This is a genomic window from Streptomyces laculatispora, assembly GCF_017353455.1.
Classification (GTDB): Bacteria; Actinomycetota; Actinomycetes; order Streptomycetales; family Streptomycetaceae; genus Streptomyces; species Streptomyces laculatispora.
Window position 1 is genome coordinate 1 of record NZ_JAFMPZ010000479.1, and the last position, 16954, is coordinate 16954.

13 protein-coding genes and 1 pseudogene are annotated in these 16954 nt (G+C 71.6%); 1 reads left to right on the top strand and 13 read right to left on the bottom strand.

Annotated features, from left to right (window positions below; genetic code table 11):
* The 9 genes and pseudogenes from J1C73_RS23830 to J1C73_RS23870 all read right to left on the bottom strand — a co-directional run.
* Positions 1-403: pseudogene (locus J1C73_RS23830) on the bottom strand (sugar-binding protein); the annotation flags it as partial.
* 11 nt (positions 404-414) lie between these two features.
* Entirely contained in the window at positions 415-1824 is a 1410-nt protein-coding gene (locus J1C73_RS23835) for a GlnX family signal transduction membrane protein (RefSeq protein ID WP_372446729.1), read from the bottom strand.
* 331 nt (positions 1825-2155) lie between these two features.
* Positions 2156-3130 (bottom strand): N-acetylglucosamine kinase, encoded by a 975-nt coding sequence (locus J1C73_RS23840; RefSeq protein WP_207318217.1) that lies wholly within the window; start codon positions 3128-3130, stop codon positions 2156-2158.
* Positions 3121-4386, bottom strand: a complete 1266-nt coding sequence (locus J1C73_RS23845) for a 6-phospho-beta-glucosidase (protein ID WP_207318218.1) — start codon at positions 4384-4386, stop codon at positions 3121-3123. The genes J1C73_RS23840 and J1C73_RS23845 overlap by 10 nt, the downstream gene beginning before the upstream one ends.
* A 3-nt stretch (positions 4387-4389) precedes the next feature.
* Positions 4390-5292: a carbohydrate ABC transporter permease gene (locus tag J1C73_RS23850; protein WP_207318219.1), complete on the bottom strand. Its 903-nt coding sequence runs from the start codon at positions 5290-5292 to the stop codon at positions 4390-4392.
* A gap of 1 nt (position 5293) precedes the next feature.
* Positions 5294-6235, bottom strand: a complete 942-nt coding sequence (locus tag J1C73_RS23855; protein WP_123471115.1) for a carbohydrate ABC transporter permease — start codon at positions 6233-6235, stop codon at positions 5294-5296.
* A gap of 7 nt (positions 6236-6242) precedes the next feature.
* Positions 6243-7580 (bottom strand): ABC transporter substrate-binding protein, encoded by a 1338-nt coding sequence (locus J1C73_RS23860; protein ID WP_207318220.1) that lies wholly within the window; start codon positions 7578-7580, stop codon positions 6243-6245.
* Positions 7581-7651: 71 nt separating this feature from the next.
* Entirely contained in the window at positions 7652-8875 is a 1224-nt protein-coding gene (locus tag J1C73_RS23865) for an ROK family transcriptional regulator (protein WP_207318221.1), read from the bottom strand.
* A gap of 267 nt (positions 8876-9142) precedes the next feature.
* Positions 9143-10210, bottom strand: coding sequence for a mechanosensitive ion channel family protein (locus J1C73_RS23870; RefSeq protein ID WP_207318222.1), 1068 nt, complete (start codon positions 10208-10210; stop codon positions 9143-9145).
* A gap of 356 nt (positions 10211-10566) precedes the next feature.
* On the opposite strand from J1C73_RS23870, the gene J1C73_RS23875 reads away from it, so the two are divergent.
* Positions 10567-11103, top strand: a complete 537-nt coding sequence (locus J1C73_RS23875; protein WP_123471109.1) for an HNH endonuclease — start codon at positions 10567-10569, stop codon at positions 11101-11103.
* Between the two features lie 53 nt (positions 11104-11156).
* On the opposite strand, the gene J1C73_RS23880 is transcribed toward J1C73_RS23875, so the two are convergent.
* The 4 genes from J1C73_RS23880 to J1C73_RS23895 all read right to left on the bottom strand — a co-directional run bounded on the left by J1C73_RS23880 (position 11157) and on the right by J1C73_RS23895 (position 16900).
* Positions 11157-12500, bottom strand: coding sequence for an FtsX-like permease family protein (locus tag J1C73_RS23880; protein WP_207318223.1), 1344 nt, complete (start codon positions 12498-12500; stop codon positions 11157-11159).
* Complete coding sequence (locus J1C73_RS23885) at positions 12490-13224, bottom strand: ABC transporter ATP-binding protein (protein WP_123471104.1); 735 nt, start codon at positions 13222-13224, stop codon at positions 12490-12492. The genes J1C73_RS23880 and J1C73_RS23885 overlap by 11 nt, the downstream gene beginning before the upstream one ends.
* Positions 13221-13778, bottom strand: coding sequence for a PadR family transcriptional regulator (locus tag J1C73_RS23890; RefSeq protein WP_207318224.1), 558 nt, complete (start codon positions 13776-13778; stop codon positions 13221-13223). The genes J1C73_RS23885 and J1C73_RS23890 overlap by 4 nt, the downstream gene beginning before the upstream one ends.
* Before the next feature lie 122 nt (positions 13779-13900).
* Complete coding sequence (locus J1C73_RS23895) at positions 13901-16900, bottom strand: glycoside hydrolase family 84 protein (protein ID WP_207318225.1); 3000 nt, start codon at positions 16898-16900, stop codon at positions 13901-13903.
* Positions 16901-16954 lie beyond the last annotated feature (54 nt).

The following is a 16954-nucleotide window of genomic DNA, read 5'->3' on the forward strand; positions in this document are numbered from 1 at the left end:
CGCCCAGGATGTCCTGGGCGATGGCCCGCACCAGATCGATGTCGAAGCCTTCGAGATCCCGGGACTCCGGATTGCGGTAGCCCCACTGGAAGCTGTTCTGGTCGACACCCGCGATCAGCTTTCCGCGCGCCTTGATGCGGCCGATGGTCTTGCCGCCCGCGACGGAGGGCTCCAGGCTGGCGTCCGGATCGGTGCAGTCGTCGGCCCGCGTCTGTACGCCCCGTGCCGCGCCCGGCCCCGCGACCTCGTCGCTGAAGGCGTCCTGGCCGCTGTGGGAGAGCGGCAGCAGGGTCAGTGATGCCGTCACCGCGCAGGCCGCGGCCATGGCGGTCACACCGCCCCAGCCGCGCAGCCTGCGCAGCGGGCCCGCGGGCCCCGTCCTGGGCTCGTCCTTCCCTGTCATCGCTTCCCCTGTCACCGGAACTCCGAGAGCCTGCGGTTGACCCCGACGATCGCGGCTACCGCGCCCAGTACGGCGAGGGCCGCCGCGCCGATCGGCAGACCGCCCAGCGCGCCGCGCCCGTCCTCGGCGGCCCGGGTGAATTCGTCCTGCTCATGGGCGAGCGCCTGCCGCAGCGCCTTGTCCACCCGGTTGAACGACTCACCGGTCGAGTCCTTGGTCGAGTCCCCGGACCCGATGATCTGCTTCAGCGCGGTGTCGTAGTCGCCGCTGTCGTCGGTCTTGCGGGCGGTCCGGTGGCGGCTCTGCCACTCGGTGACCCCGTCGATGGCCTTCGCCACCGGTTCGCTTCCCACGGTGTCGCCGGTGTCCTCGGCGAGCTTCGCGGCCTTGCCCAGCTCTTCGACGAGTGCCTTCATGCCCGTGCTGTAGTCGGTCTCGTACTTGTCGTTCTTGCCGTCCGCGGTGAGCACGGCACCCCGGGCGACGACCGTGAGGTTCTCGTTGGCGCGCGCCTTCAGCGAATCGATGCGCGCCCGGTTGAGCACATCCAGGGACTGCTGCCCGCGGGTATTGGCATCGGCCAGATCGGAGCGGGCCACCGAATGGCCCACCGCCAGCCACAGCAGGACCACGACCGACGCGGCGGTCGCGGCCAGCAGGCCGTGGTTGAGCACCCGGTTCGTGCGGCGGAAGTTGCGCCGCTGGGCCCAGAACAGCACGGCCAGCGCGATCACACCGATGCCGAGCGAGAAGAACGGCCAGGTGCGTGCGGAGTCGTAGTCCTGGCCGAGCCGGCCGGTCTCCGCCGTGTACAGCCGCTCGGCGGCCGGGAGCATGTCGTTCGCCATCTTCTGGTTCGCGTACCGGAGATAGGCGCCGCCCAGCGGCAGCCCCTGCCGGTTGCTCGCGCGGGCGCGCTCGATCAGCCCGGTGTAGCGCGGGAGTTCCTCGTTGAGCGTGGTGATCTCGTGGCCGGACTTCGTCGAGGCGTCCGTGTTGGCCGCGGCCTTCACCAGCAGCCGGGAGGCCTCCTCGATGTCCGCCACGTACTGGTCGTGGACCGCGCGCGGTTCCTGCGGACCGGCCAGGAAGCCGCTCGCCGCCGCGGCGTCGGCGTCGGCCAGGGAGCGGTAGATGTCCGCCGCGTCCGCGCTGAGCGGCTGGCTGCGCCTGACCACGTCGTCGGCGGAGGCCGCCCGGTCGGAGATCTCGAACGCCGTCACGGCCCCGAACGCGACGACGAGCAGGGCCAGTACGGCCCCGATGATCTGGAGCCGGCCCGGTTCGGTGGTCGCCGCGGCACGAAGCCGGTCGGTCACCACCGTGCGGCCACTGCGCTGCGACGGCACGGGTACGGGCGCGGGCAGCTGCTCCGGCGCACGTTGCGGCGGCGCCGGGCGCACATTCGGCGGGTATGTCACTTGACCTCCCCCTCGGTCACTGACGGTGGCCCGCCCCCCGGCCGATCGGGGGACTGGTACCCGGCCAGAAGTATGGCCGCAGGGACCGGCATCCACACAACGAACGCCTGGATCCCGCACCGGTCCATGAACACGATCAACCGCAGTCAACAGCATTCGATCAAGGCCGGCGCCATCGATCAAGGCGATCGACGGCGCAGTCCCCCGAAGTTGAACCGATCTCCCCCACCAGGAACACGTCCGGGGCGGCTGATCGGTTCCCTTACGGAAGGGGCGTGCCGCAGCACGAAGGCTACGGCACGCCCCTGATACCCGCTGATGTCACAGAATGTCAGGCGTACTGCGCCCGCAGCCTGCTGTGCACCTCGGGCGCGGCACCCGTGTGGTCCAGGCCCAGCAGCCCGGCGCCCAGCACCGGGGACTCCTTCACCACCCGGACCACCGCCTTCGGGGCCCGTACCGCGAGGAGTTCGGCGATCCGGTCGTCCAGCTGCGGGTGCCGCGCCGCCAGGACACTGCCGCCCAGCACCACCGGAGCCTGCTCGCCGAGCAGACCGAGGCGGGACAGCGCGACCGCGGCCATGGCCACGACCTCCTCCGCCAGCCGGTCCACCAGGCCGCGCGCCACCGGGTCGCCGGCCGCGCCGGTCGCGAAGAGCACCGGCGTCAGCTCGTGCCGCCGTTCCGACTCGATCCGGCCCAGATGCAGCGCCTCTATCAGCGCGTACATCGAGTCGAGCCCGAAGTGGCCGGGCAGCGTACGGGCCAGCTCGGTCGGCTCACCGCGGCCGTCCTCCGCCCGCGAGGCGAACCACATCGCCTCCTCGGCCAGCCCCGAACCACCGCCCCAGTCACCGGATATCCGGCCTATGGCCGGGAAGCGCGCGGTGCGCCCGTCCGGCACCATGCCGACGCAGTTGATCCCCGCGCCGCACACGACGGCCACGCCGCGCGGCTCGTCGACCCCGGCCCGCAGGATCGCGAAGGTGTCGTTGCGCACCTCCACCGTGCGGCCCCAGCCGCGGGCACCCAGGGCCTCGGTCAGCTGCTCCTCCTCGACGGGCAGATCGGCGTTGGCGAGACAGGCCGACACATGGGCGACGCTCTCCACCCCCACGCCGGCCGTGCTCAGTGCCCGCTGCACCGTGGCGCCGAGCGCGTCCACGGCGGTGCCGATGCCGACCACGGGCGGCTGGAAGCCGCCGCCGCGGGCCGTGGACAGCACGGTGCCGTCCGCGCCGATCAGTGCCACATCGGTCTTGCTGTTCCCCGCATCGATCGCGAGGACCGAACTGTTCACGCCCACGGGAGGTGCTCCCGGTTGTGCGCGATCAGCTTGTCGGTGAGCGCCTCGGCGTACTCGAACTGGCCGATCAGGGGGTGCGCGAGCAGGGCCTTGAACACCCGGTCGCGGCCACCGCGCAGCGCGGCCTCCAGCGCGAGGTCCTCGTACGCCGTCACATTGCCGATCAGTCCGGCGTAGAGCGGGTCGAGCTCCGGCACGGCGAGCGGCGTCGCACCCGTCCCGTCGACCTTCGCCTGCACCTCGATCACCGCGTCGTCCGGCAGGAACGGCAGCGTCCCGTTGTTGTACGTGTTGACCACCTGGTGCGTGGAGCCGCCGCCGCCCAGCAGGGAGGCCGCCAGGTCCACGGCCGCCTCCGAGTAGAAGGCCCCGCCGCGCTTGGCGAGCAGCGCGGGCTTCTCGTCCAGCGCCGGGTCGCCGTACATGGCGAGCAGTTCCTTCTCCATCGCGGCGACCTCGGCCGCCCGCGAGGGCTTGGTGCCGAGCTCCCGCACGACCTCGTCGTGCGCGTAGAAGTAGCGCAGGTAGTACGAGGGGACGACGCCGAGGCGGTCCACGACCGCCCGCGGCATGTGCAGGTCGTCCGCGATCGCGTCGCCGTGCTCGGCGATCAGCCGCGGCAGCACGTTCTCGCCCTCGGGGCCGCCGAGGCGCACCCCGAGCTCCCAGGTCAGGTGGTTCAGCCCGACATGGTCGAGATGCACCTCACCGGGGGTCACATCGAGCAGCCGGGCGAACTTGCGCTGGAAGCCGATCGCCACGTTGCACAGGCCGACGGCCTTGTGACCGGCCTGGAGCAGCGCCCGGGTCACGATGCCGACGGGGTTGGTGAAGTCGATGATCCACGCGTTCGGGTTGGTGCGCCGGACCCGCTCCGCGATGTCCAGGACGACCGGGACGGTGCGCAGCGCCTTGGCGAGGCCGCCGGCGCCGGTGGTCTCCTGGCCGATGCAGCCGCACTCCAGCGGCCAGGTCTCGTCCTTGCCACGGGCGGCCTGGCCGCCGACGCGGAGCTGGAGGAGCACCGCGTCGGCGTCGGCCACGCCCGCGTCGATGTCCGAGGTGGTGACGATCCGCCCCGGGTGGCCCTGCTTGGCGAAGATCCGCCGCGCGAGGCCCCCGACGAGTTCGAGCCGGTCGGCCGCCGGGTCGACGAGCACCAGCTCCTCGACCGGCAGGGTGTCCCGCAGCCGTGCGAAACCGTCGATCAGTTCAGGTGTGTAGGTGGACCCGCCACCCACTACTGCGAGCTTCATGAATCAGCCCTTTACTCCGGTCAGTGTGACGCCTTCGACAAAAGCCTTCTGTGCGAAGAAGAAGACGACGATCACAGGGGCCATGACCAGAACGGTCGCGGCCATGGTCAGATTCCAGTCGGTGTGGTGTGCGCCCTTGAAGGACTCCAGTCCATAACTCAGCGTCCAGGCAGCCGGGTTCTCGGAGGCGTAGATCTGCGGTCCGAAGTAGTCGTTCCAGGCGTAGAAGAACTGGAAGAGGGCAACGGCGGCGATGCCCGGCTTGGCCATCGGGATCACGACGCGGAGCAGGGTGCGGAACTCGCCGCAGCCATCGACCTTCGCCGCGTCGAGGTACTCGTTCGGAATGGTCAGCAGGAACTGCCGCAGCAGGAAGATGGAGAACGCGTCGCCGAACGCCATCGGGATGATCAGCGGCCAGAGCGTGCCGGACATGTCCAGCTGCTTGGCCCAGAACAGGTACATCGGGATGACGACGACCTGCGGCGGCAGCATCATCATCGAGATGACGAGCATCAGCGACAGGTGCCGGCCGCGGAAGCGGAACTTGGCGAGCGCGTACGCCACGGGCAGCGAGGACACCACCGTGAGGACGGTGCCCAGGCCCGCGTACAGCAGGGTGTTCTTCCACCAGGTCAGAAAGCCCGGGGTGTTGAACACCTCCTTGTAGTTGCTCCACTCGAAGGGGTGCGGCCACAGGTCACGGGTCAGTGCCTGCTGGTCGCTCATCAGCGAGGTGAGGAAGAGGAAGACGAACGGCAGCACGAAGAAGAGTGCGGCCGCGACACCGAGCGAGTGCACACCGATCCAGTGCAGCAGCGCCTTGCGGCGCGCGACGCGCTCGGCCGGGGTGACGGGGTCACTCACCGGGCCGTCGGCCTTCGGGGTGTCGAGAACCTGCGCCACGTCACTCACCTGCCTGGATCAGTCCGCTGCGGCGCCGCATCAGCAGTGCGGTGAACGCCATGGCGAGGACGAAGAGAACGAGCGCGACCACACAGGCGGAGCCGTAGTCGAAGCGCTGGAAACCGAGGTTGTAGACGAGCTGCGGAAGCGTCAGTGTCGACTTGTCGGGATAGCCCGGTTCGAACTGCTGCCCGGAGCCGCCCATGACGCCCGAGGCGACCTTCCCCGCCACCAGTGGCTGGGTGTAGTACTGCATCGTCTGGATGATGCCGGTGACCACGGCGAACATGATGATCGGCGAGATGTTCGGCAGCGTGACGAAGCGGAACCGCTGGTACGAGGACGCCCCGTCCAGCTCCGCCGCCTCGTACTGCTCCTTGGGGACGTCCAGGAGCGCGGCCATGAAGATCACCATCAGGTCGCCCACCCCCCAGACCGCGAGCGCGGTCAGCGCGGGCTTGGACCAGGCTGCGTCGGTGAACCAGCCCGGGGTCGGCAGCCCGAGCTCGCCGAGGATCGAGTTGACCGGTCCGGTGCCCGGGTTGAGCAGGAAGACGAAGCCCAGCGTGGCGGCGACCGGCGGCGCGAGGTACGGCAGGTAGAAGAGCGTCCGGAAGACTCCGGTGCCCGTCTTGATCTTGGTGATCAGCATGCCGATGCCGAGTCCGAACACCACCCGGCAGGTCACCATGACCAGGACCAGCCACAGCGTGTTGCGCAGGGCGGGCCAGAACAGCGGGTACTCGTTGAAGACGAACGACCAGTTCTTCAGCCCGCTGAACTCCGGTGCCGAGAAACCGTCGTAGCTGGTGAAGGAGAAATAGAGCGTGGAGATCAGCGGGTAGGCGAAGAAGACGCAGAACCCGATCAGCCACGGCGACATGAAGGCCGCCGTCCGAAGCGCCGAACGGCGGCGCTTCGAACGGAGTGTGTAGGTGCTCATCGTGGTGCTACTTCGCCTGTGCGATCGCGGCGTCGATTTCCTCGGCGGTCTTTTCCAGACCCGCCTTGATGTCCTTCTGGTTGCCCTTCTCGATGTCGAAACCGAGGTTCTGCAGGGACACCAGGTACGCGCCGCCGTTCACCGAGGGCGGGGTGGTGGTGCTCTTCGGGTCGGCGGCGATGTCCAGGAAGGTCTTGAAGCGCGGGTCGTACTTCAGCTTCGGCGACTTCAGCGCGGCCAGCGTGGACGGCACGTTGTGAATGGCGTTGGCGAAGTTCACCACCGCGTCGGTGTCGGTGGTCATGAACTTCACCAGCTCCCAGGCGGCGTTCTGCTTGGACGAGGTGGCGGCGATACCGGCGATGGTCCCGGTCAGATAGCCCTTGCCGTAGGTGTCGGCCTGGTCGTCCGCGACGGGCATCGGGGCGACGCCGATCTCGAAGTCCGGCTTGGTCTCCTCGGCCATGCCGAGCCGCCATTCGCCGTCCAGCTGCATGGCCACCTGGCCGGTGTGGAACGGGTGCTTGGCGCCCCACTCGTCACCGAAGCCGGTACGGAACTTCTCCAGCTTCTGATAGCCGCCCAGCGAGTCGACCAGCTTCTTCTGGTTGGTGAGCATGGCGGCGAAGGCCGGGTCCTTGGCGATGTTCGACTTGCCGTCCGCGTCGAAGTACGACGGGTCCCAGCCACCGAGGTAGTGCTCGGTGGTCGTCTCGTAGCCGTGGTAGTTCGGCATGAAGCCGAGCTGCTCGTACGAGTCGCCCTTCGGCTTCGTCAGTGTCTTCGCGTCGGCGGCCAGCTCGGACCAGGTCTTGGGCGGGCTGGTGATGCCGGCCGCCTTGAACGCGTCCTTGTTGTAGTAGAGGCCGTACGCGTCACCGAGCAGCGGCACCGTGCAGCGCACGCCCTCGAACTGGGTGTACTCGTTCATCGCCTTCGGGAAGGTCGCGTCCGCGTCGATCCCGTCCTTCTTCAGGAACGGGTTGAGGTCGACGAAGGCCTTCGACTTGCAGAACTTGCCCACGTTGTTCGTGGTGAACGACGAGACGACGTCCGGAGCCTTGGAACCGCCCGCGCGGAGCGCCTGGTTGATCTTGTCGTCGGTCATGTTGCCGACGACCTTCACATGGATGTTGGGGTGCGCCTTCTCGAAGGCGTCGACCGTGTCCTGAATTCCCTTGACCTCGTTCGGGGCACTCCAGCCGTGCCAGAAGTTGATGGTCGTCTCCTTGGACGCATCATCCTTGGCACCGGCGCTGCTCTGCCCGGTACAGGCGGAGGCGAACAGGGCTATCGCGGCGGTCGCGGCGAGTGCGACGGCCGGCTTCCGGCGGTTTCCGGACATGGTGGTGTCTCCCGATGAAGGGTTGGGACAGGGAAGGGAAGGCGGTGTACGTCAGGGGATGGCGCAGGGGTTCAGCGCGAGGTGTCGAACACTTCGTCGCGGGTGGTGGCGAGCGCGCTCTCCAGCGCGCCGCGCAGTACGGGCCGGTGGGTCACCTCACCGGCGATCAGCCGGGGCCGGGACGCCGCGAGCTCGGCGAGCTCGGCCGCCACCCGGCTGCGCAGCGGTTCCCCGCCGCGCGAGATCAGTTCTCCCGACAGCACGACGACCTCGGGGTCGAGAACGGCGAGCATGGAGGCGAGGCCGGTCGCCAGACCGGTGGCGAACAGATCGAGCAGCCGGCCGTACGGCCCGCCCTCGCCCCGCTCCACGGACTCGGCCGCCTGGCCCACCAGACCGGCGGCGACCTCGTGGTGGGTGCCCGGACCGCGGACCGCCGCGTCGTCGATGCCCACCTCACGGGCCAGCCTGGCGAGCACCTGCGCGCCGGCCAGTTCCTGGAAGCCGCCCGAGTTGGCCTTGGTGACCTGCCGGACCAGTGGCGCGCCCGGCACCGGCAGGAACCCGACCTCACCGGCGCCGCCGGTGAAGCCCCGGTGCAGCCGGCCGTTGATGACGAGGGCGGCGCCGAGCCCCTCCTCGTTCCACAGCAGTACGAAGTCCTCGTGCCCCCGGGCCGCGCCGAGCCGTTGTTCGGCCACCGCGACGAGGTTCACGTCGTTCTCGTACTCGACCGGCATCGGCAGGAAGGCGGCCAGCTCGTCCAGCAGGGTCGGGGAGTGCCAGCCGGGCAGGTGCGAGGCGTACCGCAGCCTGCCCGTGCCCGGGTCGAAGGCGCCCGGCGTGCCGATCACGAGCCGGTGCACGTCGGAGCGGGTCAGCCCGGCGTCCTTGACCGCCCCGTCCAGCGCGTCCGCCACCTGCCGCACCACACTGTCGGCGCGCCGGCCCGGGGTCGGCAGCTCGAACTCCCCGACCGTCTCACCCGTCACATCGGCGACGGCGGCGACGATCCGCTGGGCGTTCACATCGAGCCCCGCCACATGGGCGGCCGAGGCGTTGACGGCGTACAGCTGTGCGTTGGGCCCCGGCCGCCCGGCCGCGGTCCCGGTGGCGACGACCAGACCGGCCGCCTCCAGCCGGGCCAGCAGCTGGGAGGCGGTGGGCTTCGAGAGGCCCGTCAGCTTCCCGATCCTGGTCCGCGAGAGGGGTCCGTGCTCCAGCAGCAGGTCGAGGGCGGCCCGGTCGTTCATGGCCCGCAGAACGCGGGGGGTGCCCGGCGTGGTTCCGGCCATGATCACTGCACCTGCCCTCTGTTAGGAAAGTTTCCTATTCGGTGAGAGGACCGTAGGGCGCGCGTCACCTGGGCGTCAATGGTCTGCACGGCTGTGGCAACCAAAGCGTTACCTGGGCGGGGGCCGGTGGTGCGGGTGGCAGCCCTGCGTCCCGCGGTTGCCCTGCGGGGGTGCATTCCCAACAGGGCCGCCGCCGAACCGAGTTGGCCCGGATTCATCGCAGGGCGGCAGGACGGCCGGGAACCGGTGAGGGGCGCAGGCCGGGTGCTACTTGGAGATGTTCGGGGGCTGCACGATCGGGGTCGCCGCCAGGGACTGGGGCGAGGTGGCCGAGGCGTACGCCGAGGGGGCGGCCATCGAGGCCGTCGGGTCGGCGGCCGAGGGCTCGTCGGGCTGGGCCGGGATGCCGCCGACCATGCGGATGCCCGCCTGGTCGAAGGCGCGCTTGATCCGCCAGCGCAGCTCGCGCTCCACGCCCAGGGCCTGGCCCGGCATCGTCTTGGCGGTCACCCGGACCGTCATCGAGTCCAGCAGCACCGTGTCCAGGCCCAGGATCTCCACCGGACCCCACAGGCGCTCGGTCCACGGGTCCTCCTTGGCCATCTGCTGGGCGGCCTCGGTGATGACGGTGCCGACCTGTTCGAGGTCCTCCGTGGGGCGTACCTGCACATCGACGCCCGCGGTGGACCAGCCCTGGCTGAGGTTGCCGATCCGCTTCACCTCGCCGTTGCGGACGTACCAGATCGCGCCGTTGTCGCCGCGCAGCTTGGTGACCCGCAGGCCGACTTCGATGACCTCGCCGGAGGCGACGCCCGCGTCGATGGTGTCGCCGACGCCGTACTGGTCCTCCAGGATCATGAAGACACCGGAGAGGAAGTCGGTGACCAGGTTGCGGGCACCGAAGCCGAGCGCCACCCCGGCGACCCCGGCCGAGGCCAGCAGGGGGGCCAGATTGATCTGGAACGCGCCCAGGATCATCAGGGCGGCGGTGCCGAGGATCAGGAACGAGGCCACCGAACGGAGTACCGAACCGATCGCCTCCGAGCGCTGGCGGCGGCGCTCCGCGTTGACCAGCAGACCGCCCAGAGCAGTGCCCTCCACCGCCTGGGCGCTGCGGTTCATGCGTTCGATGAGCTTGGTCAAAGCACGGCGGACCGCGGTGCGCAACACGATCGCGATGGCGGCGATGAGCACGATCCGCAGACCGGTGTTCAGCCAGGTGGACCAGTTCTGCTCCACCCATCCCGCGGCGTTGCCCGCCTGCTTCGCGGCTTCGTCCAGCGAGCCACCCGGCTCGGGTGACTGGGCTGCGGCCAACAGGGCGGACAGTGACACGGTGAAACCTCCGGTTGGGCGAGCGCTGACCAACCACACTAACGGGGCATCGGACGTGCTCCGTTGCCGTGATCGCGGGGAGAGACACGTCTCACCCGGGGATATGGAGCAGGTAGGGGACCCGGCAGGCAGCCCCGCGTGTGGCCGATCGCACATCGGGCGCGGCGGTGGCCGCGGGGTCCCCTGAACCGCCTGTTCCGGCCCGTTCCCGCCGTACGGGCGGTACGGGCCGGAGGGAAAATCCTTCCGGCCCGTTACCCGGACGTGGTGGCGCTTCTACCAGGCCGGAGGGGAGACTGAGATCGGATCGTCCCGGCGCGAGCCACGCGCCGCCGGCGTACAAGGAGGCATCAACCGTGCCGCATGTCCTGGTTCTCAACGCGTCGTACGAGCCGCTCGGCGTCGTACCGCTCCGCCGCGCGCTCGTCCTCGTCCTCGAGAACAAGGCCATTTGCCTCGAGGAGTCCGGCGCCTTCATGCACAGCGCCACCCGTGCCGTCCCGGCACCCAGCGTCGTCCGCCTGAAGCGGTTCGTGCGCGTCCCCTACCGGGGGCCCGTCCCCCTGACCCGCCGGGCGCTCTTCGCCAGGGACGGCGGGCGCTGCATGTACTGCGGCGCCGCGGCGACCAGCGTCGACCACGTCATTCCGCGCAGCCGCGGCGGACAGCACGCCTGGGAGAACGTGGTGGCGGCCTGCCGCCGCTGCAACCACGTCAAGGCCGACCGGCATCTGCCCGAGCTCGGCTGGCGGCTGCACCAGCCGCCCGCCCCGCCGACCGGACTCGCCTGGCGGATCATCGGCACGGGCCACCGCGACCCCCGCTGGCTGCCCTATCTGCAACCGTTCGGGGCGGACGACGCGATGGCCCGGATCGATGGCATCTCCGCCTGAGCCCTCTGGCCTTCGTGGCCCGGGAGCGCCGCTGGGCGGAGCGCCGCGCGGCCCTACGTGAACCGCAGCTCCGCGGGACGCGCCACGCGCCGCAGCAGCGGCAGCGACGTCGCGGCGGCCAGCAGGCAGGCGGCGTACACCCCCACGGGTACGAGGAGGGGGAGCATCGACGGGAAGGCGCCCGGGGTGACGACCGTGGCGTACGCGAGGTGCACCGCCATGCCGCCGATGCCCGCCAGCAGCATCGCGGGGGCCAGGGGGAGCGCGGTCTCCAGGAGCAGGGTCCTGGCCAGCACCGCGTGCGGCACTCCGGCCGCGGCCTGCGCGGCGAGCCCCCTGCGGCGGGTGGCGAGGGACTCCGCGGCGCCCACGGCGAGGCCGCAGAGGCCGATGGCCAGGGCCACCAGGACGGCTGCCCCGGTGAGGTCGAGACCGGTGGTGTAGAAGTCGAGGTCCGCCGGCGTGTGGCCGCCCCGCGCGCGCAGATCGGCGAGCATGACCTCCCGTACCCCCACGAAGCCCGTTCCGACGACGGTCACCAGCAGCAGCGCGGAGTGGGTACGCGCGGCGGCCCACGGGTCGTCCCGGAGGCGGCCCGCGGCGATCAGCACCGCAGGGCTCCGCGCGCCGGCCGTCAGGCGCCGGCCCAGGAAGGCGGCCGAGGCCCCGGCCGCCCAGAGCGCGCCCACCGAGGCGAGGAGCACCAGGGAGATCACCAGCAGCGCGAACGGCGTGGCGCCGGAACCGCCCTCCCCGGTCCGGACGAGGAGGGCCGCCGCGGCGACCGCGATCCCCGGAAGCAGGAGCGCGAGCGTCGTCCGGCGGCCGTGCTCCGGCCGTACCCGGCGCACCAGGCCGAGCGGTGAGGCGATCACCCGGCGCAGCGCGAACGCACTCACCAGCGCGGCGACCGCCGGCACGCCGAGCACGACCGCCACGCAGGCCGGCCAGACCGTCGGCGCGGGCGTACGGCCCGAGCCGGCGAGGACCGCGGCGAACACGGCGAAGCCGCCGACCGCACCCACCAGGCACGCCGGCGCGGACTCCAGGGCGGCGATGCGCCGCACCTGCCGGGGTGACGCCCCGGCGAGCCGCAGCCCCGCCATCCGCCGGTCGCGGTGGACGGCGCCGATCCGGGCACACTGGCCCAGGAAGCCGAACACGGGGACGAGCAGGAGCAGGAGCGTCGCCACCACACCGGTGCGCTCGCCGGGCCGGTTCAGCAGGCCGTTTCCGAACGGGACGGACGTCTGCCCCGAGACGGCGCTCACCGTGACCGCCGCGAGAGCGAGGCCCGTGGCGAGCAGGGCGCCCGTCGCGGTGAGCGCGATCCGCCACCACTCACGGCGGTCCGAACCGCGGGTCAGGATCCAGGCGATACGCGCGTCAGACCTCATGGCGGGTGGCCTCCTGGACGGTGAACCGCGTCGCGCCGCAGTGGACGGCGCCGTCGCGCAGCCACACCTCCCGGTCCGCGTACGCCGCGATCTGCGCGTCGTGCGTGATGAGCAGTACCGCGGTGCCGGACTCGCGGCAGGCGTGCACCAGAGCGGTCATCACCTGTTCGCCGGCGAGGGAGTCGAGGGCGCCGGTCGGCTCGTCCGCGAAGACGGCCTTCGGCTCGGTGATCAACGCCCTGGCCAGTGCGGCCCGCTGGCTCTGTCCGCCGCTCAGCTCGCCGGGCCGCATCTCGGCCTGTCCCCGCACGCCGAAGCGTTCCAGCCAGGCGTCCGCGCGCTGCTGCGCCTCGGCGCGGGCGGACCCCGCGAGCAGGAGGGGCAGGGCCACGTTGTCGAGCACGGTGAGCTCGGGAATCAGCTGCCCGAACTGGAACACCACGCCGAAGTCGGTACGCCGCAGCTCGCTGAGGCGCGCCTCGGGCAGCCGGTCGAGCCGCTCGGAGCCGTAGGCGACCGCACCCTCGTCGGGGCGGACGATTCCCGCGAGGCAGTGGAGCAGCGTGGACTTCCCGCTGCCGCTGGCACCGGTGACGGCGAGGATCTCGCCGGCGTGGAGGTCCACCGAAGCGCCGCGCAGCGCCTCCGAGCGCCCGTACCGTTTCGTCAGGCCGGTGGCGGTGATCAGTGGCGCCGGGGCGGGCTGATCGGCTTGCGTACTCATCCTGTGAAGACCTCCGTGGTCAGGCTCGTGAGGCGGGTCGCCGTGGTGGCCATCCACCGCACGTCGGCGTCCAGATGATTCAGGGCGTAGTCGGCTGAGAGGACCGTGCTGAGATCGGCCCCGGGCGTGGTCTTGAGCTCGGTCAGTTCGTGCATGCGCACCATGTGCGCGGCGCGCTGGGCCTGGAGGTACCTGGCCGCGTCCGCCGTGCGGTCACCGCCGGCGGCCGCCGCGACGAGGATCGAGGTGACGACCTTGGCGAAGATCTCGTTCGTCACGAAGGGCGCGGGCGGCGCGGTCTCGCCGGCCCATTGGGCGAGTTCGCGTGCGCCCTCGTCCGTGGGGCGGTAGAGGGTGCGCTCGGGGCCGCCGTCGGAATCGGTGCCTTCGACCGCTGCCAGACCGTCCCGCACCAGGCGCTGCAGGGTCGTGTAGACCTGCGCGTACGCCAGCGGGCGGGCCTGCGGGAAGAGTGCGTCGTAGCGCCGTTTCAGTTCGTAGCCATGGCTGGAACCCCTGGCAAGCAGCCCGAGGAGGACGTGGCGGATGCTCATGGCGGCGACTATATACTCGGTATATGTACTGAGTTAATAGTGGAGCGCGAAAGGCTCTGCGAGAGGGCGCGAAGAGGTGAACTTCGTACCTTTGAGGGAGGTTTGCTTCGAGGCCGGTGCCGCTACTCCGCCACGGCGTACGCCTGGACCGACCAGAGCGAGTAGCCGTACTCGGTGGCCCGGCCGTCGCCCTGGACCCGGATGAACCGGGTGTCCTTCGCGTCCATCCGGACCGACTCGTGCCCGCCCCTGCCGTCCCGGACAGTGGCCGCCGTGCGCCAGGTGCGGCCGTCCGCGGAGACCTGCACGCGGTAACGGGAGGCGTACGCGTCCTGCCAGTCCAGCACCACCTGTCCGAGCCGGACCGGGGCGGGCAGTTCGGCCTGCCACCAGGCGCCGTCCTCGGCCGGTGAGGACCAGCGCGTCTCCGGGTCGCCGTCCGACGCGGCGGCCGCGGGGAAGTCCGCCGTCTCGTCGCCCGACGAGGAGGCGGTGGCCGTGCGCAGCAGATCGGCGCCCGCGGTGCGCGGGAAGGCCCGGACGGTCAGGGTGGTCTCCTCGGCGCCGAAGGAGAACGGCACCTCGTACTCGCCCGCCGGGGTGTCCGCAGGGACGGTGATCTCCACCGGAACGTCGGTGCGGGACCCGCGCTGGACGGTCGTCTGCTTGGGCACCCGCACCTTGATGCCCTTGGGGGCCTTCGCGGTGAGCGCGCCCCGCACCTCGGCCGGACGGCCGGCGGAGAGCCGTGCCTCGACCCGCTGCGGCTCGCCGCCGATCTCGGCGTCCGTCTCCCCGTGTGCGAGATCGAGCCGGGCGGCGGGCTCGTCGCCGAACCACGGCACCAGTGAGCGCACCCGGGGCGCCGTTCCGGCGGACGGGGCCGCGCCCGAGAGCGGCGGGATGATCAGGGGCGGTGCACCGGTGACCGACGGGGTGGCGGTCGGCCAGCTGATCCGGACCGCGTCGGCCCGCAGGCCCTGCCCCCGCGTCTGGGTCCAGCCGCTGGCCGACAGGGCGCCGAGGCTGTGCCAGCCCTCACCGGGCACATGGGCCTGGACCGTCGCCTCGGCCGCGGCGGCGCCGCCGCCCGGCACGGCGGTCGCGGTGACCGCCTCCAGCGGACGGGTCCGGCTCAGCCGCACCGTATAGCTGCCCTGGGCCTCGGTCACCGTGCCGTTGTCGCGGTCCGTCCCGGTCCAGGCGTCGGCCTCCTTGCGCGCCCGGTCCAGGAACGGGCCGAGCACGCCCTTGCCGACCGTCGCGCCGCTCGCCTTCGCGGCCCTGCTCACCGGCTCCAGGGCCAGCGACGCCTGCCAGGCGGCCGCCCCGTCGCCGCGCGCCTGGGCCTGGAGCAGATCGACGGCCAGCTCACCCGCCCTGCCGTACCGGGACAACTGCTCCGTCCACGGGCGCACTTCGTCATCGAGCCGCCCGTCGGCCAGTCCGGCCAGCCGCTGCGGGGTCTCGCGCATCACGGTGAACGCGGACCGCAGCCGACCCGCCGCCTTGTCCCGCGCCGCGGCGTCCGTCCCGGCGCGGGACTTCCAGAACGAGGCGAACAGCGGTTGCAGATACGCCGATTCGTCACCGCCCAGCACGGAGGCCGCACTGTTCCCGGCCAGGGCGCGCAGCGCGTCCCGGCTGCCGGTGTCCTGGCCCGCGAGGTCGTCGATGGCCGCCTGCCAGGACTCCTGCGGCTGGTACCCCCTCGGGTTCCAGGCGAAGTCGGCGGCGGTGAACAGCGGGATCCGGGAGGCGGACGGCTGCTCCATCGCATTGGCCAGCAGCGCCGCCGAACCGATGGCGACCGCCGGATCGCGGCCGGTGTACGGACCGAGGAAGATCCGGTCCTGCGCGTAGTCGTTGACCGGGTAGTTGTCCATCGTGATCAGCGAATGGCCGAACGTGGCGCGCGCACCGGCCAGTTCGCCGCCGGTGATGGTCCTCGGCACGACCCCGACGCCGGTCCAGGCGACCTGCACCCGGTCGTCGAGCTCCTTGGCGAGCGCCGTGCGGTAGTCGGTCGCCCCGTCCTGGTAGAACTCCGTCGGCATCATCGACAGCGGCTGCGAACCCGGGTGGCGGTCCGCGAGGTGCTGGGCCACCCGGCTCACGACGCGGGCCTGCGCCCTGGCCGCCGCCCGCGGACCGTCACCGAAGGTGTCGGAATCGGCCGAGCAGTGCCATTCGCTGTAGCTGACGTCCTGGAACTGCACCTGGAAGACCCGCACCCCCAGCGCCCACATCGCGTCGATCTTCTTCGTCAGCGCCTTCACATCGCGGTCCGAGGACAGGCACATCGACTGGCCGGGCGCCACGGCCCAGCCGAGCGTCACGTGCTCGGCGGCGGCCCGCTCGGCCAGCGCGCGGAAGTCGGCACGGCGCTCGGCGGGGTACGGGTCGCGCCAGCGGGCCTGCCGGTAGGGGTCGTCGCCCGCCGCGTACAGATACCGGTTCTGCTTCGTGCGCCCCATGAAGCCGAGCTGGGAGAGCCGTTCCTCCTGGGTCCAGGGCTGCCCGTAGAACCCCTCGGTCATCCCGCGCACGGCACTGGACGGCCAGTCCCGGACGGTGACGCCCGCGACGGTGCCGCCCCGGATCAGCTGACGCAGGGTCTGCACCGCGTGGAACAGCCCGTCGTCGCCCAGGCCGTCCACGGCGACGGTGTCGCGGCCCGCGACCGGGCCGGCCGCGATGCGGTAGCCGCCGACGGGCAGATCGGCGCGGTCGGGCGCGCGCAACGTGCTCAGCGCGTCCAGGGCCCCGTCGCCGCCGAGCCGGATGACGGGTCCGCGGCCCGGCAGGGCTTCGTGGACGGTCCGCACACCCGCGTCGCGCAGGACCTGGCGGAGCGCGGCGACGGCGTACGGGTCGGCCTGCGCGTCGGCGACGAGCGTGACCTCGCCGGAGAGGGGGACCGAGGAGCCGGACGCCTTGATGCTCTGCGGCCGGGGCCACACGGTGGGCAGGGCGCCGTCGTCCGCGCGGTCGGGGGTGCTGGCGGCGGGCGTACCGGGCACCGGAGGGGCTGCGAAGGCGGCCGGGGCCCCCGCGGAGAGGAGTCCGCCGAGCACGGCCACGGCGACCGCCGCCGCCTGCTTCCTGCGCCTGAGCTGCATGCCCGTTCTCCCTCGCTCCCACCGGTGGGCTCCGAGCCCACCGGTGGGAGCGAG